General features: G+C 66.2%; 23 protein-coding genes. 6 read left to right on the top strand and 17 right to left on the bottom strand.

Features of this window, described 5'->3' with window-relative positions; all coding sequences use genetic code 11:
* Positions 1-95: 95 nt before the first annotated feature.
* The 4 genes from ACO06P_RS09935 to ACO06P_RS09920 form a co-directional block, all read right to left on the bottom strand.
* Entirely contained in the window at positions 96-878 is a 783-nt protein-coding gene (locus ACO06P_RS09935) for a response regulator (RefSeq protein ID WP_420345085.1), read from the bottom strand.
* A 94-nt stretch (positions 879-972) separates the two neighbouring features.
* On the bottom strand, positions 973-2,427 hold the full coding sequence (locus ACO06P_RS09930) for an ATP-binding protein (protein ID WP_420345084.1): 1,455 nt from the start codon (positions 2,425-2,427) through the stop codon (positions 973-975).
* A gap of 14 nt (positions 2,428-2,441) precedes the next feature.
* Positions 2,442-3,137, bottom strand: a complete 696-nt coding sequence (locus tag ACO06P_RS09925) for a response regulator (RefSeq protein ID WP_420345083.1) — start codon at positions 3,135-3,137, stop codon at positions 2,442-2,444.
* Between the two features lie 110 nt (positions 3,138-3,247).
* On the bottom strand, positions 3,248-3,763 hold the full coding sequence (locus tag ACO06P_RS09920; protein WP_420345082.1) for a MarR family winged helix-turn-helix transcriptional regulator: 516 nt from the start codon (positions 3,761-3,763) through the stop codon (positions 3,248-3,250).
* Between the two features lie 347 nt (positions 3,764-4,110).
* Here ACO06P_RS09920 and ACO06P_RS09915 point away from each other — a divergent pair, with 347 nt between their 5' ends.
* The 3 genes from ACO06P_RS09915 (at position 4,111) to ACO06P_RS09905 (ending at position 6,132) form a co-directional block, all read left to right on the top strand.
* A complete protein-coding gene (locus ACO06P_RS09915) occupies positions 4,111-5,004 on the top strand; it encodes a branched-chain amino acid aminotransferase (protein ID WP_420345081.1) in 894 nt (297 codons plus the stop codon).
* Between the two features lie 180 nt (positions 5,005-5,184).
* Positions 5,185-5,685 (top strand): GreA/GreB family elongation factor, encoded by a 501-nt coding sequence (locus tag ACO06P_RS09910; protein ID WP_420345080.1) that lies wholly within the window; start codon positions 5,185-5,187, stop codon positions 5,683-5,685.
* Positions 5,686-5,844: 159 nt separating this feature from the next.
* Positions 5,845-6,132 carry a GIY-YIG nuclease family protein gene (locus tag ACO06P_RS09905; RefSeq protein ID WP_420345079.1) on the top strand — a complete coding sequence of 96 codons (288 nt, stop codon included), beginning with the start codon at positions 5,845-5,847 and terminating at the stop codon, positions 6,130-6,132.
* 194 nt (positions 6,133-6,326) lie between these two features.
* On the opposite strand, the gene ACO06P_RS09900 is transcribed toward ACO06P_RS09905, so the two are convergent.
* Entirely contained in the window at positions 6,327-6,755 is a 429-nt protein-coding gene (locus ACO06P_RS09900; protein WP_420345078.1) for an Lrp/AsnC family transcriptional regulator, read from the bottom strand.
* A 138-nt stretch (positions 6,756-6,893) separates the two neighbouring features.
* On the opposite strand from ACO06P_RS09900, the gene ACO06P_RS09895 reads away from it, so the two are divergent.
* Positions 6,894-8,075, top strand: coding sequence for an MFS transporter (locus ACO06P_RS09895; RefSeq protein WP_421935178.1), 1,182 nt, complete (start codon positions 6,894-6,896; stop codon positions 8,073-8,075).
* Between the two features lie 127 nt (positions 8,076-8,202).
* Positions 8,203-8,403 carry a GIY-YIG nuclease family protein gene (locus ACO06P_RS09890; protein WP_421935177.1) on the top strand — a complete coding sequence of 67 codons (201 nt, stop codon included), beginning with the start codon at positions 8,203-8,205 and terminating at the stop codon, positions 8,401-8,403.
* Positions 8,404-8,650: 247 nt separating this feature from the next.
* Here ACO06P_RS09890 and ACO06P_RS09885 read toward each other — a convergent pair whose 3' ends face one another.
* From ACO06P_RS09885 to ACO06P_RS09835, 11 genes are all read right to left on the bottom strand, one after another.
* Positions 8,651-9,064, bottom strand: coding sequence for a hypothetical protein (locus ACO06P_RS09885; RefSeq protein WP_420349949.1), 414 nt, complete (start codon positions 9,062-9,064; stop codon positions 8,651-8,653).
* Positions 9,051-9,521 carry a molybdenum cofactor biosynthesis protein MoaE gene (locus ACO06P_RS09880; protein ID WP_420349948.1) on the bottom strand — a complete coding sequence of 157 codons (471 nt, stop codon included), beginning with the start codon at positions 9,519-9,521 and terminating at the stop codon, positions 9,051-9,053. The genes ACO06P_RS09885 and ACO06P_RS09880 overlap by 14 nt, the downstream gene beginning before the upstream one ends.
* A gap of 2 nt (positions 9,522-9,523) precedes the next feature.
* Positions 9,524-9,775: a molybdopterin converting factor subunit 1 gene (gene moaD, locus ACO06P_RS09875; RefSeq protein WP_420349947.1), complete on the bottom strand. Its 252-nt coding sequence runs from the start codon at positions 9,773-9,775 to the stop codon at positions 9,524-9,526.
* Positions 9,776-9,940: 165 nt separating this feature from the next.
* The gene (glp, locus tag ACO06P_RS09870; protein WP_420349946.1) at positions 9,941-11,209 is read right to left on the bottom strand and encodes a gephyrin-like molybdotransferase Glp; all 1,269 of its coding nucleotides are present in this window, start codon (positions 11,207-11,209) and stop codon (positions 9,941-9,943) included.
* A 5-nt stretch (positions 11,210-11,214) separates the two neighbouring features.
* The gene (gene mobB / locus ACO06P_RS09865; RefSeq protein ID WP_420349945.1) at positions 11,215-11,730 is read right to left on the bottom strand and encodes a molybdopterin-guanine dinucleotide biosynthesis protein B; all 516 of its coding nucleotides are present in this window, start codon (positions 11,728-11,730) and stop codon (positions 11,215-11,217) included.
* 13 nt (positions 11,731-11,743) lie between these two features.
* Positions 11,744-12,316 (bottom strand): CDP-diacylglycerol--glycerol-3-phosphate 3-phosphatidyltransferase, encoded by a 573-nt coding sequence (pgsA, locus tag ACO06P_RS09860; protein ID WP_420349944.1) that lies wholly within the window; start codon positions 12,314-12,316, stop codon positions 11,744-11,746.
* Positions 12,317-12,450: 134 nt separating this feature from the next.
* Positions 12,451-14,403 (bottom strand): excinuclease ABC subunit UvrC, encoded by a 1,953-nt coding sequence (uvrC, locus tag ACO06P_RS09855; RefSeq protein ID WP_420349953.1) that lies wholly within the window; start codon positions 14,401-14,403, stop codon positions 12,451-12,453.
* A gap of 453 nt (positions 14,404-14,856) precedes the next feature.
* Positions 14,857-15,282 carry a dihydroneopterin aldolase gene (locus ACO06P_RS09850; RefSeq protein ID WP_420349943.1) on the bottom strand — a complete coding sequence of 142 codons (426 nt, stop codon included), beginning with the start codon at positions 15,280-15,282 and terminating at the stop codon, positions 14,857-14,859.
* Between the two features lie 54 nt (positions 15,283-15,336).
* The gene (locus ACO06P_RS09845) at positions 15,337-16,368 is read right to left on the bottom strand and encodes a calcium/sodium antiporter (RefSeq protein ID WP_420349942.1); all 1,032 of its coding nucleotides are present in this window, start codon (positions 16,366-16,368) and stop codon (positions 15,337-15,339) included.
* A gap of 224 nt (positions 16,369-16,592) precedes the next feature.
* Entirely contained in the window at positions 16,593-17,003 is a 411-nt protein-coding gene (gene msrB, locus ACO06P_RS09840) for a peptide-methionine (R)-S-oxide reductase MsrB (RefSeq protein WP_420349941.1), read from the bottom strand.
* Positions 17,004-17,151: 148 nt separating this feature from the next.
* Positions 17,152-17,679, bottom strand: a complete 528-nt coding sequence (locus ACO06P_RS09835) for a YaiI/YqxD family protein (protein ID WP_420349940.1) — start codon at positions 17,677-17,679, stop codon at positions 17,152-17,154.
* 186 nt (positions 17,680-17,865) lie between these two features.
* Between ACO06P_RS09835 and ACO06P_RS09830 the strand changes: the two genes are divergently transcribed.
* Positions 17,866-18,234, top strand: coding sequence for a hypothetical protein (locus ACO06P_RS09830; RefSeq protein WP_420349939.1), 369 nt, complete (start codon positions 17,866-17,868; stop codon positions 18,232-18,234).
* Positions 18,235-18,254: 20 nt separating this feature from the next.
* Here ACO06P_RS09830 and uvrB read toward each other — a convergent pair whose 3' ends face one another.
* On the bottom strand, positions 18,255-20,423 hold the full coding sequence (gene uvrB, locus ACO06P_RS09825) for an excinuclease ABC subunit UvrB (RefSeq protein ID WP_420349938.1): 2,169 nt from the start codon (positions 20,421-20,423) through the stop codon (positions 18,255-18,257).
* Between the last annotated feature and the right edge of the window lie 5 nt (positions 20,424-20,428).

Genomic DNA, 20,428 nt, shown 5'->3' with positions numbered 1-20,428 from the left:
GAGTTATTCCGGGGTATTGCCCGCTGTCATTGCGGGCCGCCCGCCCACTGCAGGCGGCGGCAGGGGTGGTTGGGCTGCGGCGGTCTCGGAAGGGATCAGGTGATGTTGAAGCGTTGAAGCACGTCGGCCAGGTCGTCGCCGAACTGGGCGCCGCGGCGGATCAGCCCGACGTTCATCGGCAGCGACTTCAGATCCGGGTGATCCGGATCGAGGCTCGTCAGGAGCGCGATGGGAATGGAACGGGTCGACGGCATGGCGGAAAGGGCGCAGGCCAGATCGACGCCGCTGAGCCGCGGCATCACCTGCGCGGTGATCACCAGGTCGGGCTTGGTTTCCAGGATCAGTTCCAGCGCCTCGATCGGGTTGGTGACGCTGGTCACCCGGTAGCCGCAGGCGGCCAGCTCGCGGCCCACCACCTTGGCGGCGGCGCGCTGCGGGATGATGACCGTCACGTCCTTGTCGGTGATCTCCACGTCATCGACGTTGAAGGCGCTTTGCTGCGGCAGAGCGTGCAGCACCTCGGAGACGTTCTCCGCGTCCACGGCCTCACCGTCCAGCAGGCTGCCGATGCGGTCTGCGAAGGCGATCAGGTCGTTGGCGTGACGCTCTTCGACCGCTTCGATCTCGCTCAGGTACTCGTCCAGGCGGTGGGTCAGCGGACCGAAGCCGACGAGGTTCACGGCGCGGGCCTTCATGCGCAGGTTGGCCGACTCCATGGCCAGGGTTCGCGCCGCCTCGCGGGGATCCAGAACGCCGTTCTTGACCTGCTGAACACGCAGTTCCAGGTTCGACACCAGGTCGCGGGCCTCGTCAAGGGCCTCGCTCTCGACTTGCGAGTCGACTGCTTCTTCGGAAATCAACGCATTCGTCGGGCTCATCGGTCACTCCGTCCGGGCATGGTTCCTGCGGCCGGCAGCATAGAGATCCAGTGGTTAAGGCTGTCTAAAAACGCCGTTGCTGGCGCAAATTCCCCTAGGTGGGCAGCCAGATCCGGGCACGCAGGCCGCCGCCTGGCGCTTCCGCCAGCACCAGATCCCCGCCGTGGCTGCGGGCGACGTCCCGGGCGATGGTCAGGCCCAGGCCGACCCCGCCGGTGGTCGGGTTGCGTGACTGCTCCAACCGGAAGAAGGGTTTGAAGACGTCTTCATAACGCTCAGCGGGAATGCCCGGTCCGTCATCGTCGATGATGACTTCCACCACGGTCTTGCGGCGGCCGGCGCGGACCGAGACCTGCTGGCCGTAACGCCGGGCGTTGCCGATCAGGTTGGTCAGGCAGCGGCGCATGGCCTCGCGGCGCAGCGGCAGGGCGATCTCCTGTTCCAGATGGAGGTCGATGGTGCCGCCGTCGCGCGACATCTGGCCGACGACGTCACGCAGCAGCGCGCAGAGGTCCGTCGTGACCGGCGCCTCCTTGCCTTCACCGCGCGCGAAGGCGAGGTAGCCCTCGACCATGTGTTCCATCTCGGTCACATCGGACTGCAGCTCCTCGACGCCGGCGGCATCGTTCAGCATGGCAAGCTGAAGTTTCATGCGGGTGAGCGGTGTGCGCAGGTCGTGGCTGACGCCGGCCAGCATCTCGGTGCGCTGCTGCACCTGGCGGTTCAGGCGGTCGCGCATGTTGATGAAAGCGACGGCGGCCTGGCGCACCTCGGTGGCGCCTTCGGGTTTGAACTGCGACACCTCCCGCCCCTTGCCGAAGGCCTCCGCGGCGTTCGCCAGGCGGCGTATGGGCTTGACCTGATTGCGCATGAAGATCAAGGCGACGCCGAACAGCAGAATGGAGCTGCCGATGGTCCAGAAGATGAAGAGGTAGGTGGTGGAGGAGAAAAGACGCTCATCGCTCACCAGAACGCGCAGGACGCCTTCGTTCATCTGCACCATGATCTCGACGCGCTCGTCAAGGCTGCGGGTGTCGACCACGAAAGGCCGGCGCAGCCGCTCCTCCAAAGCAAGCTGAAGGCGGGCGTCGACGATGCCGCGGATGACGATGTCGTCGGGAACGAGCAACTCGGCGCCTTCGCTGAGCGACAGTTCCAGGCGCATGGTGCCGCTGGCCAGGCTGAAGACCTGTACAAGGTCGTCGTTGGTCTCGGCGCGGTCGATCAGCCGCACCACGGCCGCGACATCGCCGGCGAGTCCCTGGGCCAAGCGCTTGGTGATGGTGTCGTAGTGGCGGTCGTAGAAGATCCAGGTGGTGATCACCTGAAGCAGGATCAGCGGCGTGACGATGATCAGGAGCGAACGGCCGAGCAGCGACCGCGGCAGGAAGCGCCGGATCGGTCCCGGACCGCCCTGCGGATAGAGCGGGTTCAGCACGCTGCTGCCGGTTGCCTCCATCCCGGGCTCGGTCCGGGGCTCGATCCTGGCTTCGCTGCCGGCCTCCGCGTTGCGGGCCTCGGGCGCATCGCTGGCTGCGTCGCTCTTCATGGCGTCACTCGACATCAATCGGTCATCAGCACGTAGCCGGTGCCCCGGACGGTCTGCAGATAGCGCGGGAACTTCGGATCGCTCTCGATCTTGCGCCGCAGCCGCGTGACCTGCACGTCGATGGTGCGCGCGTTGCCGCTGACCTGGCTTTCATCGGAGAGAACCTGGCGGGTGATGGGCTCGCCCGCGTGCCGCGCCAGCGCCTTCAGGAGCGACGTCTCGGCGGTGGTGAGACGCACGTAGATGCCGGCCCGGGTGAGTTCCTCGCGGTCCAGGTCGAAACTGAACTCGCCGAAGGTGATGGCCGAGGAGGTCTTGGGAGGGGCCGTCGGCACACGGCGCAGGATGGCGTTCACGCGCAGCACCAGTTCGCGCGGCTCGAAAGGTTTGGGCAGATAGTCGTCGGCGCCGGACTCGAAGCCGGCGATACGGTCCTCGGTCTCGTTCATGGCGGTCAACAGCAGGATCGGGACGCTGCTTTCCCGGCGCAGGGTCTGGGTCATCTCCAGGCCGGTCTCGCCGGGCATCATGATGTCGAGCACCAGCAGGTCGAAGGCAAAGGAGGCCAGCTTGGCCCGCGCGTCGGCGGCATCGACGGCCGTCGTCACACGAAAGCCCTGTTCGCTGAGGTAGCGCTGCAGCAGGTCGCGCAGCCGCGTATCGTCATCGACGACCAGGATGTGGGCGGGCTCGCTGGCGGAGGCTGTCATAGGTCAAAGTATAGGTTGTGCGGGCGTTCACGCCTAGCGCCGGACAAGTCTGGCGGGGCCAAGCCCTGCAGGGCCAAGCTTTGGTGGGCCAAGATGTGCGGGGGCCAAGCCTAACGCCGGGCGGGCTGCTTGGCGGCCGGCGGCTCCGGCCGCTCGAAGCGGGCGCGGTCCGGCTCGTCGATGATGTTGGTCAGCACGGTGCGAAAACCCTCCACCGCCGCGGCCCCGGCCTTGCGGTAGGCCCGCGCGATCCGCACCCGCTGGCGCTCGCTCAGCTTGCCTTCCAGTTCGCGGCCCTTGTCCGTCAGCTCCAGCAGCCGCTGGCGCCGGTCGCGCAGGCCCGGGCGCTGGGTGATGAAGCCCTCGCGCACCAGCTGGCCCAGCACCCGGGACAGCGACTGCTTGGTGATCCTCAGGATCGCCAGAAGCTCGGAAACCGTGATGCCGGGGTGGCGTCCGACGAAGTAGATCACCCGGTGGTGGGCCCGCCCGAAGCCGTAGTCCACCAGGATCTGGTCCGGCTCTCCGGTGAAGTCGCGATAGGCGAAAAACAGCAGCTCCATCGCCTGGCGCAGCTCCTCCTCGCGCAGGAAGAGAGGGTTGGGTCCGCCTTTTACGTCAGCCATGTTGACATATCTGCCTAATCTTGTTACATCTGGGACATCAGAATTGATAAAAAGTATCAATTCGAGACTATCTGATGAATAAAATCTCTGTTTGGTGAGTAATACTGACTGATTTTCCGGGCGGATTGAAGGCCGCCGCGCGGTTTCTGTCGAGCATTATGTCCGTGATCTACGCCGAAGCGTTCCATGCAAAAGGGGACCGGCAAAATGAGGATCATCTACTGGGGGTTTGGGGGTTAGCCATGCGGGCGGCAAGGGCCGGATAGAGCCGGATCGCCTGCCGCAGCTGCCCGGGAACGCAAACGAGCCGCCTTGAGAGCGGCCGAGTTTTAAGGACCAAGAGAGCGATGTCCATACTTCCCTTCGACGACCGTGACGGCGTCATCTGGTACAACGGCGAGATGCTGCCCTGGCGCGATGCCAAGGTCCACGTCCTGAGCCATGGGCTGCATTACGGCAGCTGCGTGTTCGAGGGCGAGCGCTCCTACGCCGGGCGCATCTTCAAGATGGAGGAGCACCATCAGCGCCTGCTGGACTCCGGCACGCTGCTGGGCTTCGAGATCCCCTACAGCCGCGAAGAGATCGATGCCGCCTCCATGGCGGTGCTGGAGGCCAACGGCATCGTCGACGGCTATGTCCGCCCGGTGGCCTGGCGCGGCAGCGAGATGATGGCGGTCTCCGCCCAGCACACCAAGATTCATGTCGCCGTCGCCGCCTGGCAGTGGCCGGCCTACTTCACGCCGGAAGCGCGCCTCAAGGGCATCCGCATGGCCTGGGCCGAGTGGCGCCGCCCGGCGCCGGAGACCGCGCCCTGCAAGTCCAAGGCCGCCGGCCTCTACATGATCTGCACGCTCTCCAAGCATGCCGCCGAGGCCAAGGGCTATGCCGACGCGTTGATGCTGGACCACCGCGGCCAGATCGCCGAGGCGACCGGCGCCAACGTCTTCCTGGTGCAGGACGGCAAGCTGCACACGCCGATCCCCGACTGTTTCCTGGACGGCATCACCCGGCGCACCGTCATCGAGCTGGCCAAGCGCCGCGGCTACGAGGTGATCGAGCGGGTGCTGATGCCGGAGGAGCTGGACCGCACGCAGGAGGTCTTCCTCACCGGCACCGCCGTCGAGGTCACCCCGGTCTCGGAGATCGAGGGCCGCCACTTCACCCCGGGCGAGATCACCCGCAACCTGATGACCGACTACGACGCGCTGGTGCGCCAGCACGCCGCGGCCAAGGTGGCGTAGTATGTTTTTTCGCGACTGACGTCGCGGCGGGTCCAGCCCGCTCCCCCTCCCGGCCACCCAACGCCAGTATCCTATGGGTGGCCGGGAGGGGGAGCGGGCCGGTGCCGACCAACAAGAAAATGGCCGGGCGGCACCGACAAGGGGCCGCCCGGTTTTCTTTTTGTGGAAAGGAGAACGCAGATGTCCCGCGCCTTTGTAAAAGAGGACGATGCCGGCGCGCCGGAGGAACGGGTCGATCTGCCGATCTCCGAGCACCCCAATCTGGTAACGCCTGCCGGGCTTCAGATGCTGCGCGACAAATGCCAGGAGTACGAAACCGAGCGCGCGAAACTGAAAGAGCATGATGACGAACTTGCCGCCCAGTCCCACTTGCCGCGGGTCGAACAGGAGGTCCGCTATTGGGAGGAACGCCTGCGCAGCGCCATCCCGGTCGACCTCGCCGGACAGCCGCGCGACAGCGTCGCCTTCGGCGCCGTGGTGACGGTGGAGGACGAGGCAGGCGAACACCACGTCTATCAGATCGTCGGCGAGGACGAGGCCGATCCGCAGGCCGGCAAGGTCAGCTACGTTTCGCCGCTCGCGCGCGCTTTGGACGGTGCCGCCGTCGGCGACCTCATCACCTGGAAACGCCCGGCCGGCGACCAGGAGCTGGAGGTGGTGGTGATTGGGTATGAAGAGTAGAATCTGAGAACATGCCGCGTGCCCCACAAGACGCTCTTTCGGCTTCCTACCCCTTCGGCTTCCGGCTGGGCCAAGATTAAGGTGAAGACCTCACCCTGAGGAGCTTGCAGAGCAAGCGTCTCGAAGGGTGGGCCGCTGCTCCAATTCACTGGAATTGTTATGGCCGCCTTCGTCTATATCTTGCGCTGTGCAGACGGCAGCTACTATGTCGGCTCGACGCGCAAGTCACTCGAAGAGCGCGTGGTCGAGCATAGTAACGGCCTGCTTGGAGGCTATACCCGGTCGCGTAGGCCCGTTGTCTTGGTGTGGTCGCAGAGTTTCGAGCGGATCACCGATGCCATCGCTATGGAGCGGCGTGTGAAAGGCTGGCGGCGGGAAAAGAAAGAGGCGTTGATCAGAGGCGACACCGCCGCCCTTCCTGATCTCGCCGCGCGGCGACGACGATAGTCTTCCGTGCGGTGACTTCATGCTTCGAGACGAGCCTGCGGCCCTCCTCAGCATGAGGACTTAGGTTGGGCTTTCTGATAACGCGCTAACCGCGGATCGCTTATCGAAGTCCAGTACTTGCTTCGTCAGAGAAACAGTCCGTCCTGTGCAGTCGTCATAGCCCTTTGCTTTGGAACGAGCCTCCGGCCCTCGCTCTACACCCCTGGACCGCGCTCCAGGTAGGTGTTGAGGACGATGTAGGACTGGGTGCGGATCATGCCGGGGACCTGGTAGAGGCGATGGAGGATGTCCTCCAGCGCCTTCGTGCTCTCGCAGCGCACCTTCAGGATGACGCAGGTGTCGCCGGCCACGGCGTGGATCTCCTCGACCCGGGAGTCGTCCTGGATCGCCATCAGTTCCGGCGACTTGCCCCAGCCCTCGGTATCCATGTGGATGAAGGCGCAGAGCGGACGGCCGACCGCGGCGCCGTCGAGGCGCGCCACCGTACCGGTGATGGCGCCGGCCTTCTTCAGCTTCTTCACCCGCTCGTGCACGGCCGGCGCCGAGAGGTGCAGCTGCTCCCCCATGTCCTTGTAGGAGAGGGTGGCATCCTCGGCCAGCAGGCCTAACAGTTTTCGGTCCATCGCGTCCATCGGATGACCTTATCAGGTTCGGCACAGAACGCCATTCGTATTTTCTTGAATGGGGTTAATTCCGCTTTGAGCCGAATGACGTTCGGCTATCTATAGACCCTCGTCCAACAGCGAACGACGGAGGGGACCATGGCGGAGACGACCCTGGGCGCGGGAGGCGCGAGGTTCACCGGCGCCCAGAGCCGCTATCTGGCCTGCCTGATGCTGGGCATCACCGTGGTCGGCATCCAGGCGCTGATGGTGGCGCCGATGCTGACCGACATGGCGCGGGACCTGGGGGTCGGGCCGGCGGCCATCGGCCGGGCCCACGGCGCCTATGGCGCCGGCGTCGCCCTGGCGGCGCTGGCCGCGGCGCCGCGCCTCGATCTCTGGCCGCGGCGCCCGACCCTGATCGCCGCCATGCTGGCCCTGGGGGCGGCGCTGCTCGCGGCGGCCCTGGCGGCCGACGGGTGGATACTCACCGCGGCGTTGGGCGCCTGCGGCCTGGCGGCGGGGGTGATCCTGCCCTCGGTCTATGCGCTGGCCGGCGACCTCTCGCCCGAGGCCCTGCGGGCGCGCGCCGTCGGGCGGGTCATCACCGGCTGGTCGCTGGCCCTGGTGCTGGGGGTGCCGCTGGCCGCCCTGCTGTCCGACCAGCTCGGCTGGCGTGGCGCTTTTGGCGTGCTGGCCGGCCTGGCGGCGCTCTCGGCGTTCAGTTTTCTCAGCCTGCCGCGGCGCGGCGCCGACCAGGCCAACGCCGGCGCCGGCTACCGCCGGGCTCTGAGCCAGCCGGGCGTCCTCCGCCTGCTGCTGGTGACGCTGGCCTATATGATCGCCTTCTACGGCACCTATACATTCCTCAGCGATCACCTGCGCGGGCTGCACGACGCGGGCGCCGGCCTCGGCGGGCTGGTTGCGCTGGCCTACGGCCTCGGCTTCGGCGCGGCCATGGTTTTCGACGGCCTGCTCGACCGCCTCGGTCCCTGGCGGGTCGCGGCGCCGGTCTTCGTCCTGCTGGCCCTGCTCTACCTGGCCCAGCCCTGGGCCGCCGCCGTCGGGCCAACGGCAATCCTGCTGCTGTCGGGGCTCTGGGGCGTGCTCAACCACATCGGCCTCAACATCATCGTCTCGCAGCTCTCGGGCGGCCCGGAGCAGACACGCGGCGCGGTCATGGGCCTCTACAGCGGCGTCACCTACATCGCCCACTTCCTGGCCGGCGCCGCCATGGGCCTGGTCTACGCCGACTTCGGCTTTACGGTGCTCGCGGTTGTCGCCGCCTGCTGGCTGGCGCTGGCGGCGGTTCTGACGCTGGGGCGGTCAGAGCGCAGCTAGCCGCCCATCCTTCGAGACGCCCCTGTGGGGCTCCTCAGGATGAGGGTAGGGTAAAGCCTCACCCTGAGGAGCTTGCGGAGCAAGCGTCTCGAAGGGTGGGCAGCCGCTCCAGCGCGATAGGCTCCGTATGTCCGCCTTTGTCTACATTCTGCGTTGCGCCGACGGCAGCTACTACGTGGGCTCCACGCGCAAGTCGCTTGAGGAACGGATCGCGAGCATATTGATGGATCGCTTCGCGGTTACACGCGGCCGCGCCGTCCCGTCGTTCTGGAGTGGTCGCAGGCGTTCGAGCGGATCACGGATGCGGTCGCTATGGAGCGGCGCCTGAAAGGCTGGCGGCGCGAGAAGAAGGAAGCCTTGATCAAGGGCGATTTCGGCGTCCTTTCTGATCTCGCTTCACGCCGGAAGCGCTAGACACTCGTGCGGCTGCTTCATCCTTCGAGACGGGCCTTCGGCCCTTCTCAGGATGAGGAAGAGTGGAAACCTCACCCTGAGGAGCGGACCGAAGGACCGCGTCTCGAAGGGTGTGAAGCGAACGGAGGCAGGCCGTCCGGCGCGGAAGCCAAGCAGGAAGGTTACACCCTGGGCAAGTTCCCGATGCCGCCTGAGAGCCCACCAGCGCTCCCATAGGGTGTCTCGAAAAGGTCCAGCGTGTTTTCTTCGATGTGAACGAGGCTGGAGACGACGAGGCTGCGGCCCACGTCCGACACGATGACGGTTATCTGTTTTTGGTCGAGAAACTCATCGTGCACCCGTAGCCGGGCGCGCTCTTCCTCGGTCGGCTCATCAAGACTGACTTCGCCGAGATAGACTCCCAGCTCGACGTACCTGACGTTGACGAACCAGAGATCGATGTTGGTGGTTTCCCGAACATCGATGCTGCTGCGGATCAGCAGGTGGCTGTGGCTTGCGAGGTAGTGCCATAGCTTAAACCTGCGGCCCTGAAGAAGTGATGTGTCCAGCTTCTTGGACGCTTCACTCCGCCGCATCCGGATCCCGCTTCACCCAGCGTGCAGCGGCGGCATCGTCGCTGGAGCGGGCGTCGACCCAGAGAGCACCCTGGTCGGTTTCCTCCAGCTTCCAGAAGGGGGCCTTGGTCTTCAGCCAGTCCATGAGGAACTGGCAGGCCTCGAAGGCGGCCTCGCGGTGGGCCGAAGCGGCGGCCACCAGGACGATCTGATCGCCGGGCTCCAGGCGCCCGTAGCGGTGGATGATGAGGCTCGCCTCCAGCGGCCAGCGCGCCTGCGCTTCGGCCTCGATCTCGGCCAGCATCTTCTCGGTCATGGCCGGGTAATGCTCCAGGGTCATGGCGCTGACGCCGCTGCCGCCGGCCATATCCCGCACCAGGCCGACGAAGACGGCGAGCCCGCCGATGGCGGTGTTGCCGTCGGTCAGCTTGGCCAGCTCTGAGCCGACGTCGAAGTCCTGCTCCTGAACCTTTATCACCTCTAACCTCCCGTCACCGGCGGGAAGAGCGCGACCTCGTCATTGGGGCCGACCGGGTCGCCGGGCTTGGCGAAGGACTGGTTCACCGCCACGCGGATGGCCTCGCGGTCGGACAGCGCGTCGGCGAATTCCGGCCCGCGGCCTTCCAGCCAGGTCAGCAGCTCGGCCACGGTGGCGACGCCCTCCGGCGGCGTCACCTCCTCTTCGGAGAGGCCCGTCTTGGTCTTCACCCAGGCGAAATACAGCAGCTTCACGGTCGTCCTCTTCCTTTTGCCGCACCCTTCGAGACGGTGCGTTCCGCACCTCCTCAGGGTGAGGCTCTCTGTCCAGGCTCCCGCCTCATCCTGAGGAGCTTGCGCCCGCAAGCGTCTCGAAGGATGAGAGGCCTCGATAGAGACATGGGTCACTTAGTATATAGGTTATTGCGCCACTTCGCTGAAGGGCAGGAACTCCACCATCGCGCCCGCCTCCAGGCGGGTCAAGTCCTCGGGCAGCTCCACCAGGCCGTCGGCGGCGACCAGGGAGGAGAGGATGCCGGCGCCGTCGCGCGGGAACTTCTCGGCGGTGAGCGCACCGGAGGGGTCGCCGACGAGCCGCGCGCGCACCCACTCCCGCCGGTCCTTCTTTTTCTTGTGGTCGAAGCCGGCGCGCACCCGGAAGGTATGCGGCGGCGCGTCCTGGCCGCCCATCAGGCGGAGGATGAGGGGGCGCACGACGGTCAGGAAGGTCACCACCACGGCGACGGGGTTGCCCGGCAGGCCGACGAAGGGCACGCGGCCCACCTGGCCGAGGGCGATGGGCCGGCCCGGCTTCACGGCGAGGCGCCAGAGATGCAGTTGGCCCAGCGCCTCGACGGCTGATTTCACGTGGTCCTCCTCGCCGACCGAGACGCCGCCGGAGGTGACGATGAGGTCGTGCCTTCCCCCTGCGCCGTCCAGGGCATCGCGCACGGTATCGAGCCGGTCGGGCAGGATGCCGAGGTCGTCGACCGCACATCCGAGCCCGGTGAGCAGCGCGTGGATGGTATAGCGGTTGGAATCGTAGATCGCGCCGGGGCCGAGGGCGTCGCCCGGCTCCCGCAACTCGTCGCCGGTGGAAAACAGCGCCACCTTCAGGCGGGTGGAGACCAGCAGGTCCTGCCGCCCGACGGCGGCGGCCTGGCCGACGTCCTGGGGGCGCAGGCGCTGGCCGGCGTGGAGCACGGTCGCGCCTTCGGACACGTCCTCGCCGGCCTCACGGGCGTTGGCGCCGCGCTTGATGCCCGGGCGGATCACGACGGTCTCGCCCTCCAGCGTGCAGTCCTCCTGCATCATCACGGTCTCGGGGCCGCCATCCTCGCCGGCCGGCATGCGCGCGCCGGTGAAGATGCGCACGGCCGTGCCACGCCGGGCTGCGGGCAGGTCCTGCTGACCGGCGGTGATGCGCCCGGCGACCGGCAGGCGGGTCTCCTGCTCCGGGTCCAGGTCGGCGTGGTAGACCGCATAGCCGTCGACGGCGGAGTTTGGGGCCGGCGGAATGTTCACCGGCGAGACCACGTCCTCCGCCAGGATGCGCCCCAGCGCTTCGGTCAGGGGCACGCGCTCGCTGTCGGTGACGGCGGTAATACGCTCGGTCAGCAGCCGGCGTGCCTCTTCCACCCGCATCAGCGGGCCGCCCTGGGCAAAGCAGTCGTCGGTGAGCTGGGCCATGGGTGTTACTGGGCCGCCGTCTGTTCGGCGAGGCCGCAGTGGTCGATGATGAAGTCGGCGATGGCCTCGATGTCGTTGAGGTCGAGGCGGGGCACCGGCAGGCCGGGCAGCTCCGCGTCGGCGGCGACGGCGACCACCTTGGGGTCGTCGGGCTGGATCAGCGGCTTGCCGTGGGCGGGGCGGTGGATCTCGATCTTCTCGTGGCCTTCCTTTTTCCAGCCCTCGATGATCAAGAGGTCGACCGGGCTCATGTGTGTCATCAGGGCCGTGCTGTCCGGCTCCGCCTCCTCACGCAGCTCGTGCATCAGGGCCCAGCGCTTGCCGGAGCCGATCATCACCTCGGTCGCCCCGGCGGCGCGGTGTTGGTAGGAGTCCTTGCCGGGCTTGTCGACATCGAAAGCATGGTGGGCGTGCTTCATGGTCGAGACCCTGAGGCCGCGGCCCACCAGCACCGGGATCAGCTGGGTGACCACCGTGGTCTTGCCGCTGCCGCTCCAGCCGGCGAAACCGATGACTTTCATAGATCCGTGCCTTTCATCGGCTCTTGCTTTCCTCGCCGACCATGTGTTTCAGACCGCGTGCAAGATAGTCGTAGCCGGTGATCGCGGTCAGCACACCGGCAATCCAGAGCCCCGCTTCGCCGATGAACTGCACGGGGATCACCGCCGGGCCGGCGTCGCCGACGATGAGGAAGCCGAGGGCAATCATCTGGATGGTCGTCTTCCACTTGGCCAACGCGGTGACCGGAACCGAAACCTTGATCTCCGCCAGATACTCGCGCAGGCCGGAGACCAGGATCTCGCGCGCCAGGATGATGATCGCCGGTATGACGAGCAGACCGGCGATCTGTTGCGTCGCCACCAGCATGACGATGAGCGAGGCCACCAGCAGCTTGTCGGCGATGGGGTCGAGGAAGCGGCCCAGCGGCGAAACCTCGTTCCTGTGGCGGGCCAGATAGCCGTCGAAGTAGTCGGTGATGCAGGCGAGGATATAGCCGGCCAGCGCCAGCCAGCGCAGCAGCGGCGTGTCGAAATATATCAGGATCAGCAGCAGCGGGATGGCTGCGATCCGCGAAAGCGTCAACAGATTGGGCAGGCTGGTCAGCATGACCGCCGGTCTTCCTTCCTAATCTCGTACGGCGCCGGGAACAGCGCTCCGGAACTGCTGCAACGACCCCTCTTTGTAGCACAGCGGCGCCGGGCCACCCACTGCGTGAAATGTTCACGCAAGGCCCTGCGCCATCAGCCCTCCCGGTGGAAATGGTCGTAGATCTTGCGCGCCACGGTCTTGCTGATGCCTTCCACCGCTTCCAGATCGGTCAGGCCGGCGCGGGCCACGGCCTTGGCCGCGCCGAAATGCAGCAACAGGGCCTTTTTGCGCTTGGCGCCGATGCCCGGCACCTCGTCAAGCACCGAGCGCAGCCGCGCCTTCGAGCGTCCGGCCCGGTGGCTGCCGATGGCGAAGCGGTGCGCCTCGTCGCGCAGACGCTGGATGAAGTAGAGCAGGGGGTCGCGCGGCTGCAGCATGAAGGAGGCCTTGCCGGGAACGAAGATGCGCTCGCGCCCGGCGTCGCGGTCCGGTCCCTTGGCCACCGCAGCGATCGGCAGGTCGCCGAGGCCGAGATCGGCCAGCACCTCCCGGCCGCTGTTGAGCTGCCCCTGGCCGCCGTCCAGCAGCACGAGGTCGGGCCAGGTCCCGCCGCTGCGTTCCGGGTCTTCCTTCAGGGCGCGCTTGAAGCGACGGGTCAGGACCTCGCGCATCATGGCGTAGTCGTCGCCGGCGGCGGTCCCCGGGTCCTTGATGCGGAACTTGCGGTAGGCGTTCTTGACGAAACCCTCCGGTCCGGCCACCACCATGCCGCCGTAGGGCTCGCTGCCCTGGATATGGCTGTTGTCGTAGATTTCGATACGCTCGGGCGTGCCGTCCAGGGCGAAGACCTCGGCCAGCTTCTCCAGCAGACGGCGCTGGCTGCTGCTCTCCGCCAGGCGGCGGGCCAGGGCCTCGCGGGCGTTGTGCAGGGCGTTGTCGATCAGCTTGCGCTTGGCGCCCCGCTGCGGGCGCAGGATCTCGATCTTGCGGTCCGCCTTCATCGACAGCGCTTCGGTGAGCAGGTCTTCTTCGTCCAGGCGGTGGCTGACCAGGATGGTCTTGGGTACCGGCTTGTTCTCGTAGAACTGGGCGAGGAAGGCCCCCAGCACCTCGCCGATGCCCAGGCTCTTGTCGTGGCTGGGGAAATAGGCGCGGTTGCCGTAGTTGCGCCCGGCGCGGAAGAAGAAGACCTGCAGGCAGATCTGCCCGCCCTCCTCGTGGGCGGCGATGACGTCGGCATTGTCGACGCCTTCGATATTGATGTCCTGGTGCGACTGAATGTGGGCGAGGGCGCGGATGCGGTCGCGGTAGGTGGCGGCGGATTCGAAGTCCAGGTTCTCCGCCGCCGACTCCATGGCGGCGGCAAGCTGCTGCTGCACCTCCTGCGATCGGCCGGTCAGGAACTCGCGCGCCTGACGCACCAGGTCCTGGTAGTCGGCCGCCGAGATGCGCTCGACGCAGGGGGCCGAGCAGCGCTTGATCTGATACATCAGGCAGGGCCTTGTGCGTGCCGCGTAGACCGCATCGGAACAGGAGCGCAGAAGAAAGGCGCGCTCCAAAGCCGTGATCGTGCGGTTCACCGCACCGGCCGACGCGAAAGGACCGAAGTAGTCGCCCTCGCGGTTCTGGGCGCCGCGGTGCTTGGTGATCTGCGGTACCGCGTGATCGTCGGTCAGCAGGATATAGGGGAACGACTTGTCGTCGCGCAGCAGCACGTTGTAGCGCGGCATGAAGCGCTTGATGAGGTTGCTTTCCAGCAGCAGCGCTTCGACTTCGGTGTGGGTCTCCACCACCTCCATGGCCACGGTCTCGGCGACCATGCGCTGCAGGCGCCGGGGCAGCTTGCCAATCTGCGTGTAAGCCGTGACGCGGCGTTTCAGGTTGCGGGCCTTGCCGACATAGAGCGCATCGCCGCGCCGGTTCATCATGCGGTAGACGCCGGAACTGGCGGTCAGGGTCTTCACCGTTTCGGCGATCACGGCGACGCCGCGCGCCAGACCCTGGCCAAGGATGTCGTCTTCCGGCGTTTCGGCAAAGCCTGGTGTGGCCGCCTCACCCTCTGCCGCAGGCTGCGGCAGATAGGGCTCTGCGGGGTCCTCCTCCATGCCCATGGCGGAGCGCTTGCCACCGATGGAGGGGTCGCTCAGGCGGCGCTTCGGGGGTCTGGCCATTGCGAATCAATTGGTTAGGCTGAGGTCGTCGGCAAGGAGAAAACCAACACCCGGGCCTCTGGTCAATGCTCCCGAGGCCCTGGGGATTCTATCCACGGAAGCTGTGGATAAAACTGTGATTATCTAAGGTGGCCAGAAGTCGAGGCTTAGGGATTTCTACACTTTTATTAATATGCTTAAATTTTAGGCAAATGATATCAATCCATTGATTTATAATGTAAAAAAACAAGTCAAGAATAAAGTAAACGGCTCTGCCCCAAAAAAGTCATCCTACACGAAGGGGGTAATCCAACCTCCACGGAACCTGTGTAAAACTGACACCTCACGGGAGCCGGGATTGGCTTCTAGTGCAAGGGTTTAGCGGCCGGGCCCCTTGGTCGAAAGGTCTTAACGGCGGCGTTCGATCTCGATGCCGATGCCGCCGATATCGGCGTAGCGATCCAGCTTCTCGATTCTGATCCGGGCTTCCAACACCTGCGGAAAGCCGAAACAGATGGCGGCGAGGTCCTCGGCCAGGGTTTCCAGCAGCCGCACGCCGCCCGCCACGCAGCGCCGGCGAATGGCCTCGGCCAGCACACCGTAATCGAGCACCTCGTTGATGTTGTCGTGCTTGGGCGGCAGCGGTTCGACAAGCAGTTCCAGGTTCACGCGCAAACGCTGGCGGCGGGTACGCTCCTCGTCGCTGACCCCGATGCTGCAGGACACGGTCAGATCGCGGATCACAACGCGCTGGGCGACAATCTCAGGCTGGGTGCTCGCGGGCTGGGCGCTTGCGGATTGCGGCTCCGCCGGAGCTTTGGACATGCTGCTCATGACATCAGTATCGGCCTTTGCCGTTTTGCGGGCCAGCCCGGCGTTACCCCTGCATCACCCCGGCGCCACGACGGATACGGCCTGGCGCAGTCCGCTTTCGTTGCTCAGCGGTTCGGCCACCGCCGGCTTCTGCGGCTCGAACTGAATCCAGATGAAGGCGACGTAAAGGGCAATGAATATGCCACCTGACACGCGGCCCATTTTCTTTCCGATCAGCATGACCGGCACGGCAATCAGGGTCGCCGCCGCCAGGATCCAGATGTCGAAACCCAGGACCTCCGGCGAGACCGCAACCGGCGTCAGGATGAAGAGCGAGCCGAGGATGAGCAGGAGGTTGAAGATGTTGGACCCCAGCACGTTGCCCAGCGCCACCTCGGTATGGCCCCTGGCCGCGGCGACGATCGCGGTCGCCAGTTCCGGCAGCGAAGTGCCGAAGGCCACCAGGGTCAGGCCGATGACCGACTCCGACACCCCTGCGGCGCGGGCGATCTGCAGGGCGCCACGCACCAGCAGCTCCGAGCCGGCGGCCAGGGCGACGATGCCGCCGATGACCAGCACAAGAGCCACCCAGGTCGACCGGGGTGCGGCGCCGGCTTCCTCGATCGCCTCGAGCCCGGTGTCCGCGTCGTTGCCGCCCTTCAGCTCCGCGCGATAGCTGGCCCAGAGATAGGCGACCAGCAGGGCAATCATGATGACGCCGTGCACCAGGCTCATGGTGCCCATGAAGGCGAGCGCCATGAAAACCGCCGTGGCCCCCACCATGACCGCAATGTCGCGGAGCAGACGCTTGGGCTCCTTGAGGATCGGGCAGAGCAGCGCGGAGACGCCAAGGATCAGCAGGATGTTGGCGATGTTCGAGCCGACGACGTTGCCGACGCCAATGTCGGTGGAGCCCTGAATGCCGGCGGTCAGAGTCACCACCAGCTCCGGCATCGATGTGGCGAAGGCGACCACCGTCAGGCCGATCAGAAGGGGGGAGAGGCCGAAGCGCAGCGACAGGCCGACGGCGCCGCGCAGCAGCACCTCCCCACCGATGAACAACAGCACCAATCCGCCACCAGCCTGCAAGAATGCTATCGCTGTCATATCCGGAACTGATTCTCGGGCTGGTTAAGGAGGACGGGTGGTGATCGGTTGGCCGAGTCTGAAGGGAAGGTCCGGCCGCGGCGGCCCGCACAATGGCTGAGCTGCCCTTAAATGTCGATTGTTCTTGCGTATTTCAATCGGTTCTATGGCCGCCATGCGGAAATCTGCTGCCCGCAGGCGACTTTCCCGGCGGAATCCCGGTGTTCGAGGCCGGGAGGGCCGCTCTAGCCCGCCGCGCCGGCGGCTGGAACCAGCTTTAGCGCTGCCGAATTCATGCAATACCGCAGGCCCGTCGGGGGCGGGCCGTCCTCGAAGACGTGACCGAGGTGGGCATCGCAGCGCGCGCAAAGCACCTCCGTCCGTCTCATCCAGAGGCTGCGGTCTTCACGGGTTGCAACCGCCGCGGGATCTGCCGGCGCGTAAAACGACGGCCATCCCGTACCCGAATCGAACTTCGTCTTGGACTCGAAGAGCACGCCGTCACAACAGATGCAGTGGTAGCGGCCCGGGATCTTGCAGTCGTGATAGGCCCCGCTGAAGGCCCGCTCGGTCCCCGCCATGCGGGTCACATAGTACTGTTCGCGGGTCAGCATCTCGCGCCACTCGCGATCGCTTTTTTCGATCTTCGCCGACATCGCCCGGTCTCCCACGCTGGCTGCCCTGCTCCAATCAGGCGTCTTCTCGGACAAGGATGGTACGCCCTGGCGGGCTGACTTCAAAGCTTGGGCGGGGCGGCTTTGCGACTGCGGCCGGGCTGGAGAGCGCTCTTACCGAGAACGCGCCTTAGCGGGCAGTGGGGGAGCGGCCAGTGGGGGAGCGGGCAGTGCGGGCGATGCGCAGGATGGTTTCGTGCAGGGCGGAGAGAAAGGCCGAGCGGTCGCGCGGGGAGAAGGGCCGCGGGCCGCCGGTCACCTGGCCGGCCTCGCGCAGTTCGGCCATCAGATTGCGGGTGGCGAGCTGCATGCCGATGGAGCGCTCGGAAAAGGCCTTGCCGTTGTGGCCCAGGACCGCGGCGCCGGCCGTCACGCAGCGACTGGCCAGCGGCACGTCGGCGGTGATTACGACGTCGCCCGGACCGGCCCGTTCGGCGATCCAGTCGTCGGCGGCATCGAAACCTCCGTCCACCACCACGCGCTTGATCAGAGGATGGACCGGCAGGGCGATGATGTCGTTGGCCACCACCTGCACGGTCCAGCCGTGCCGCTCCGCGACCTTGTAGATCTCCTGCTTCACCGGGCAGGCATCGGCGTCGACGTAGATTGTTCCCGGGATGGTGCCAGGGGTGGTGCTGTCTGACGGGGTCTGTGACATGGAAGGTTGGGCTATGGCAGGTTGGGCTATGGGAGGTTGGGCCGGTTAAGAAGTCTTTCTGCAACAGGATATCATAGGCCGCCGGCGCCGGGCCTTGAACCTGTGACTTCGCCGGCGCGACTGACCCGGGACGCCCATTAGCAGAGAGGGCGGTCGGTAGTTCCGAGCGAGAGGATCCGGGAGATCATGCCCGAACATCAGGTACTCCTGCGCAAGATCGCCATTCTGGCCAGCGGTCTGGCGATCGCCTACAGCCTTCTCGCCGTCGACCTTCTGTTCCTTGCGGCGGCCGGGCCGGGCGCGCTGTTCTACGCCGCCCTCGCGATGCTGGCCGGCCTCGGCTTCTATGCGGCGGGCTGGGTGTTCGGGGTTGTCGAGGCCCTGACCAGCACGGCGGCGGGGGAGTTCCTCCCGCTGATGCTCCTGATCTGGGTGCTGGCGATCGCGGCGATGGTTGTCCTGCTGCCGCTGGCCCTGCTGGTTCTGGTCGTACGGTACCGGCGCGCCCGTCGCCGCTTTCTGATGGCTGGAGACGAAAGCGACGGTCCAGCCTGACCCGTTCCAGCGCCGACGGATTACCGGCGCCTTCCCCCGGAGCGCCCGCGATACTTGCCCTTGCGGGATTTGCTGGCGGCTCCGGCCTTGGCGATGCGGTCGGCGAAGCCGGCTCCACTGCCGTCGCCGCTGGCTGAGCCCGGTTTGTCGAGGCCCAGTTCCTGGTCCTGCAGGCGCTTGATCTCGTCGCGCAGGCGCGCGGCCTCCTCGAACTCCAGGTCGGCGGCGGCCTCGCGCATGCGCTTTTCCAGGTCTTCGATGTAGGCGCGCAGGTTGTGGCCCACCATGTGCTTGGTTTTCTCGTCGCCGGTCTTCACCGTGACGTGGTCGCTCTCGTAGACGCTCTCCAGGATGTCGGCGATCTGCTTCTTGACCGATTCCGGGGTGATGCCGTTGGCCTCGTTGTAGCCCTGCTGCTTCTCGCGGCGGCGGTTGGTTTCCTCCAGCGCCGCGGTCAGGCTGTCGGTCATCTTGTCGGCGTAGAGAATGACGCGGCCGTCGACGTTGCGCGCCGCCCGCCCGATGGTCTGGATCAGCGAGGTGGTGGAGCGCAGGTAGCCCTCCTTGTCGGCATCGAGGATGCAGACCAGGGCGCATTCGGGAATGTCCAGCCCCTCGCGCAGCAGGTTGATGCCCACCAGCACGTCGAAGACGCCGAGGCGCAGATCGCGGATGATCTCGATGCGCTCAAGGGTGTCCACGTCGGAGTGGATGTAGCGCACCTTCAATCCGGCCTCGTGGAGGTATTCGGTGAGGTCCTCGGCCATGCGCTTGGTGAGGGTGGTCACCAGCACCCGATTGCCCGCCGAAGCCATGGCCTTGCATTCGCCGATCAGGTCGTCGACCTGGCTCTCGGTGGGGCGGACGATGCAGACCGGGTCGATGAGGCCGGTCGGGCGGATCACCTGTTCGACGAAGACGCCGCCGGTCTGCTTCAGTTCCCAGGGGCCGGGGGTGGCCGAGACGTAGACCGTCTGCGGGCGCATCTGTTCCCACTCCTCGAACTTCAGCGGCCGGTTGTCGATGCACGACGGCAGGCGGAAGCCGTATTCGGCGAGCGTGGACTTGCGCGAATAGTCCCCGCGGAACATGCCGTTCAACTGGCCGACGGTGACGTGGCTCTCGTCGACGAAGAGCAGCGCGTCCTCCGGCAGGTATTCGAAGAGGGTCGGTGGCGGCTCGCCCGGATTGCGCCCGGTGAGATAGCGCGAGTAGTTCTCGATCCCGGCGCAGGAGCCGGTGGCCTCGATCATCTCCAGATCGAAGGTGGTGCGCTGCTCCAGGCGCTGGGCTTCCAGCAGCTTGCCCTGCTGGTTGAACAGCTCGAGCTGGATCTTCAGGTCTTCCTTGATCTGCTTGGCGGCCTGCTGAAGGGTCGGGCGCGGCGTCACGTAGTGGCTGTTGGCGTAGACCTTCACCGACTCCAGGCTGTCGGTCTTGTCGCCGGTCAGCGGGTCGAACTCGTGGATCGTCTCGACCTCGTCGCCGAAGAGGGTGAGGCGCCAGGCGCGGTCCTCGTAGTGGGCCGGAAAGATGTCCAGGGTGTCGCCGCGCACGCGGAAGGTGCCGCGGTGGAAGTTGCCGTCGTTGCGCTTGTACTGCAGCTCCACCAGCTTCTTCAGCAGCTCGGCGCGGCGGATCTCCTGTCCGGCCTTCACCTCGACGATCATGGTGGCATAGGTCTCCGGCGAGCCGATGCCGTAGATGCAGGAGACCGAGGCGACGATCACCACGTCGCGGCGCTCGAACAGCGCGCGGGTGGCGGAGTGGCGCATGCGGTCGATCTGCTCGTTGATCGAGCTTTCCTTCTCGATATAGGTGTCGCTGCGCGGGACGTAGGCTTCCGGCTGGTAGTAGTCGTAGTAGGAGACGAAGTACTCCACCGAGTTGTTCGGGAAGAAGGACTTCATCTCCGCATAGAGCTGGGCCGCCAGGGTCTTGTTGGGCGCCAGCACCAGGGAGGGGCGCTGCAGCTCGGCGATGATGTGGGCGGCGGTGAAGGTCTTGCCGGAGCCGGTGACCCCCAGCAGAACCTGGTCGCGTTCCCCCTCGCGCAGGCCGCCGGTCAGCTCGGCGATGGCCTGCGGCTGGTCGCCCGCCGGCACGAAATCGGAATCGATCCTGAAGGGCGTCCCGGCGGTAACGTCCGCCGGCTTGGCCGGGAAGGGGGTGAGGACGGAATTCGGCATGGTCT

The sequence above is a fragment of the Pelagibius sp. genome (genome assembly GCF_965227505.1).
GTDB lineage: Bacteria > Pseudomonadota > Alphaproteobacteria > Kiloniellales > Kiloniellaceae > Pelagibius.
This window is presented reverse-complemented; position numbering and strand designations above follow the sequence as displayed.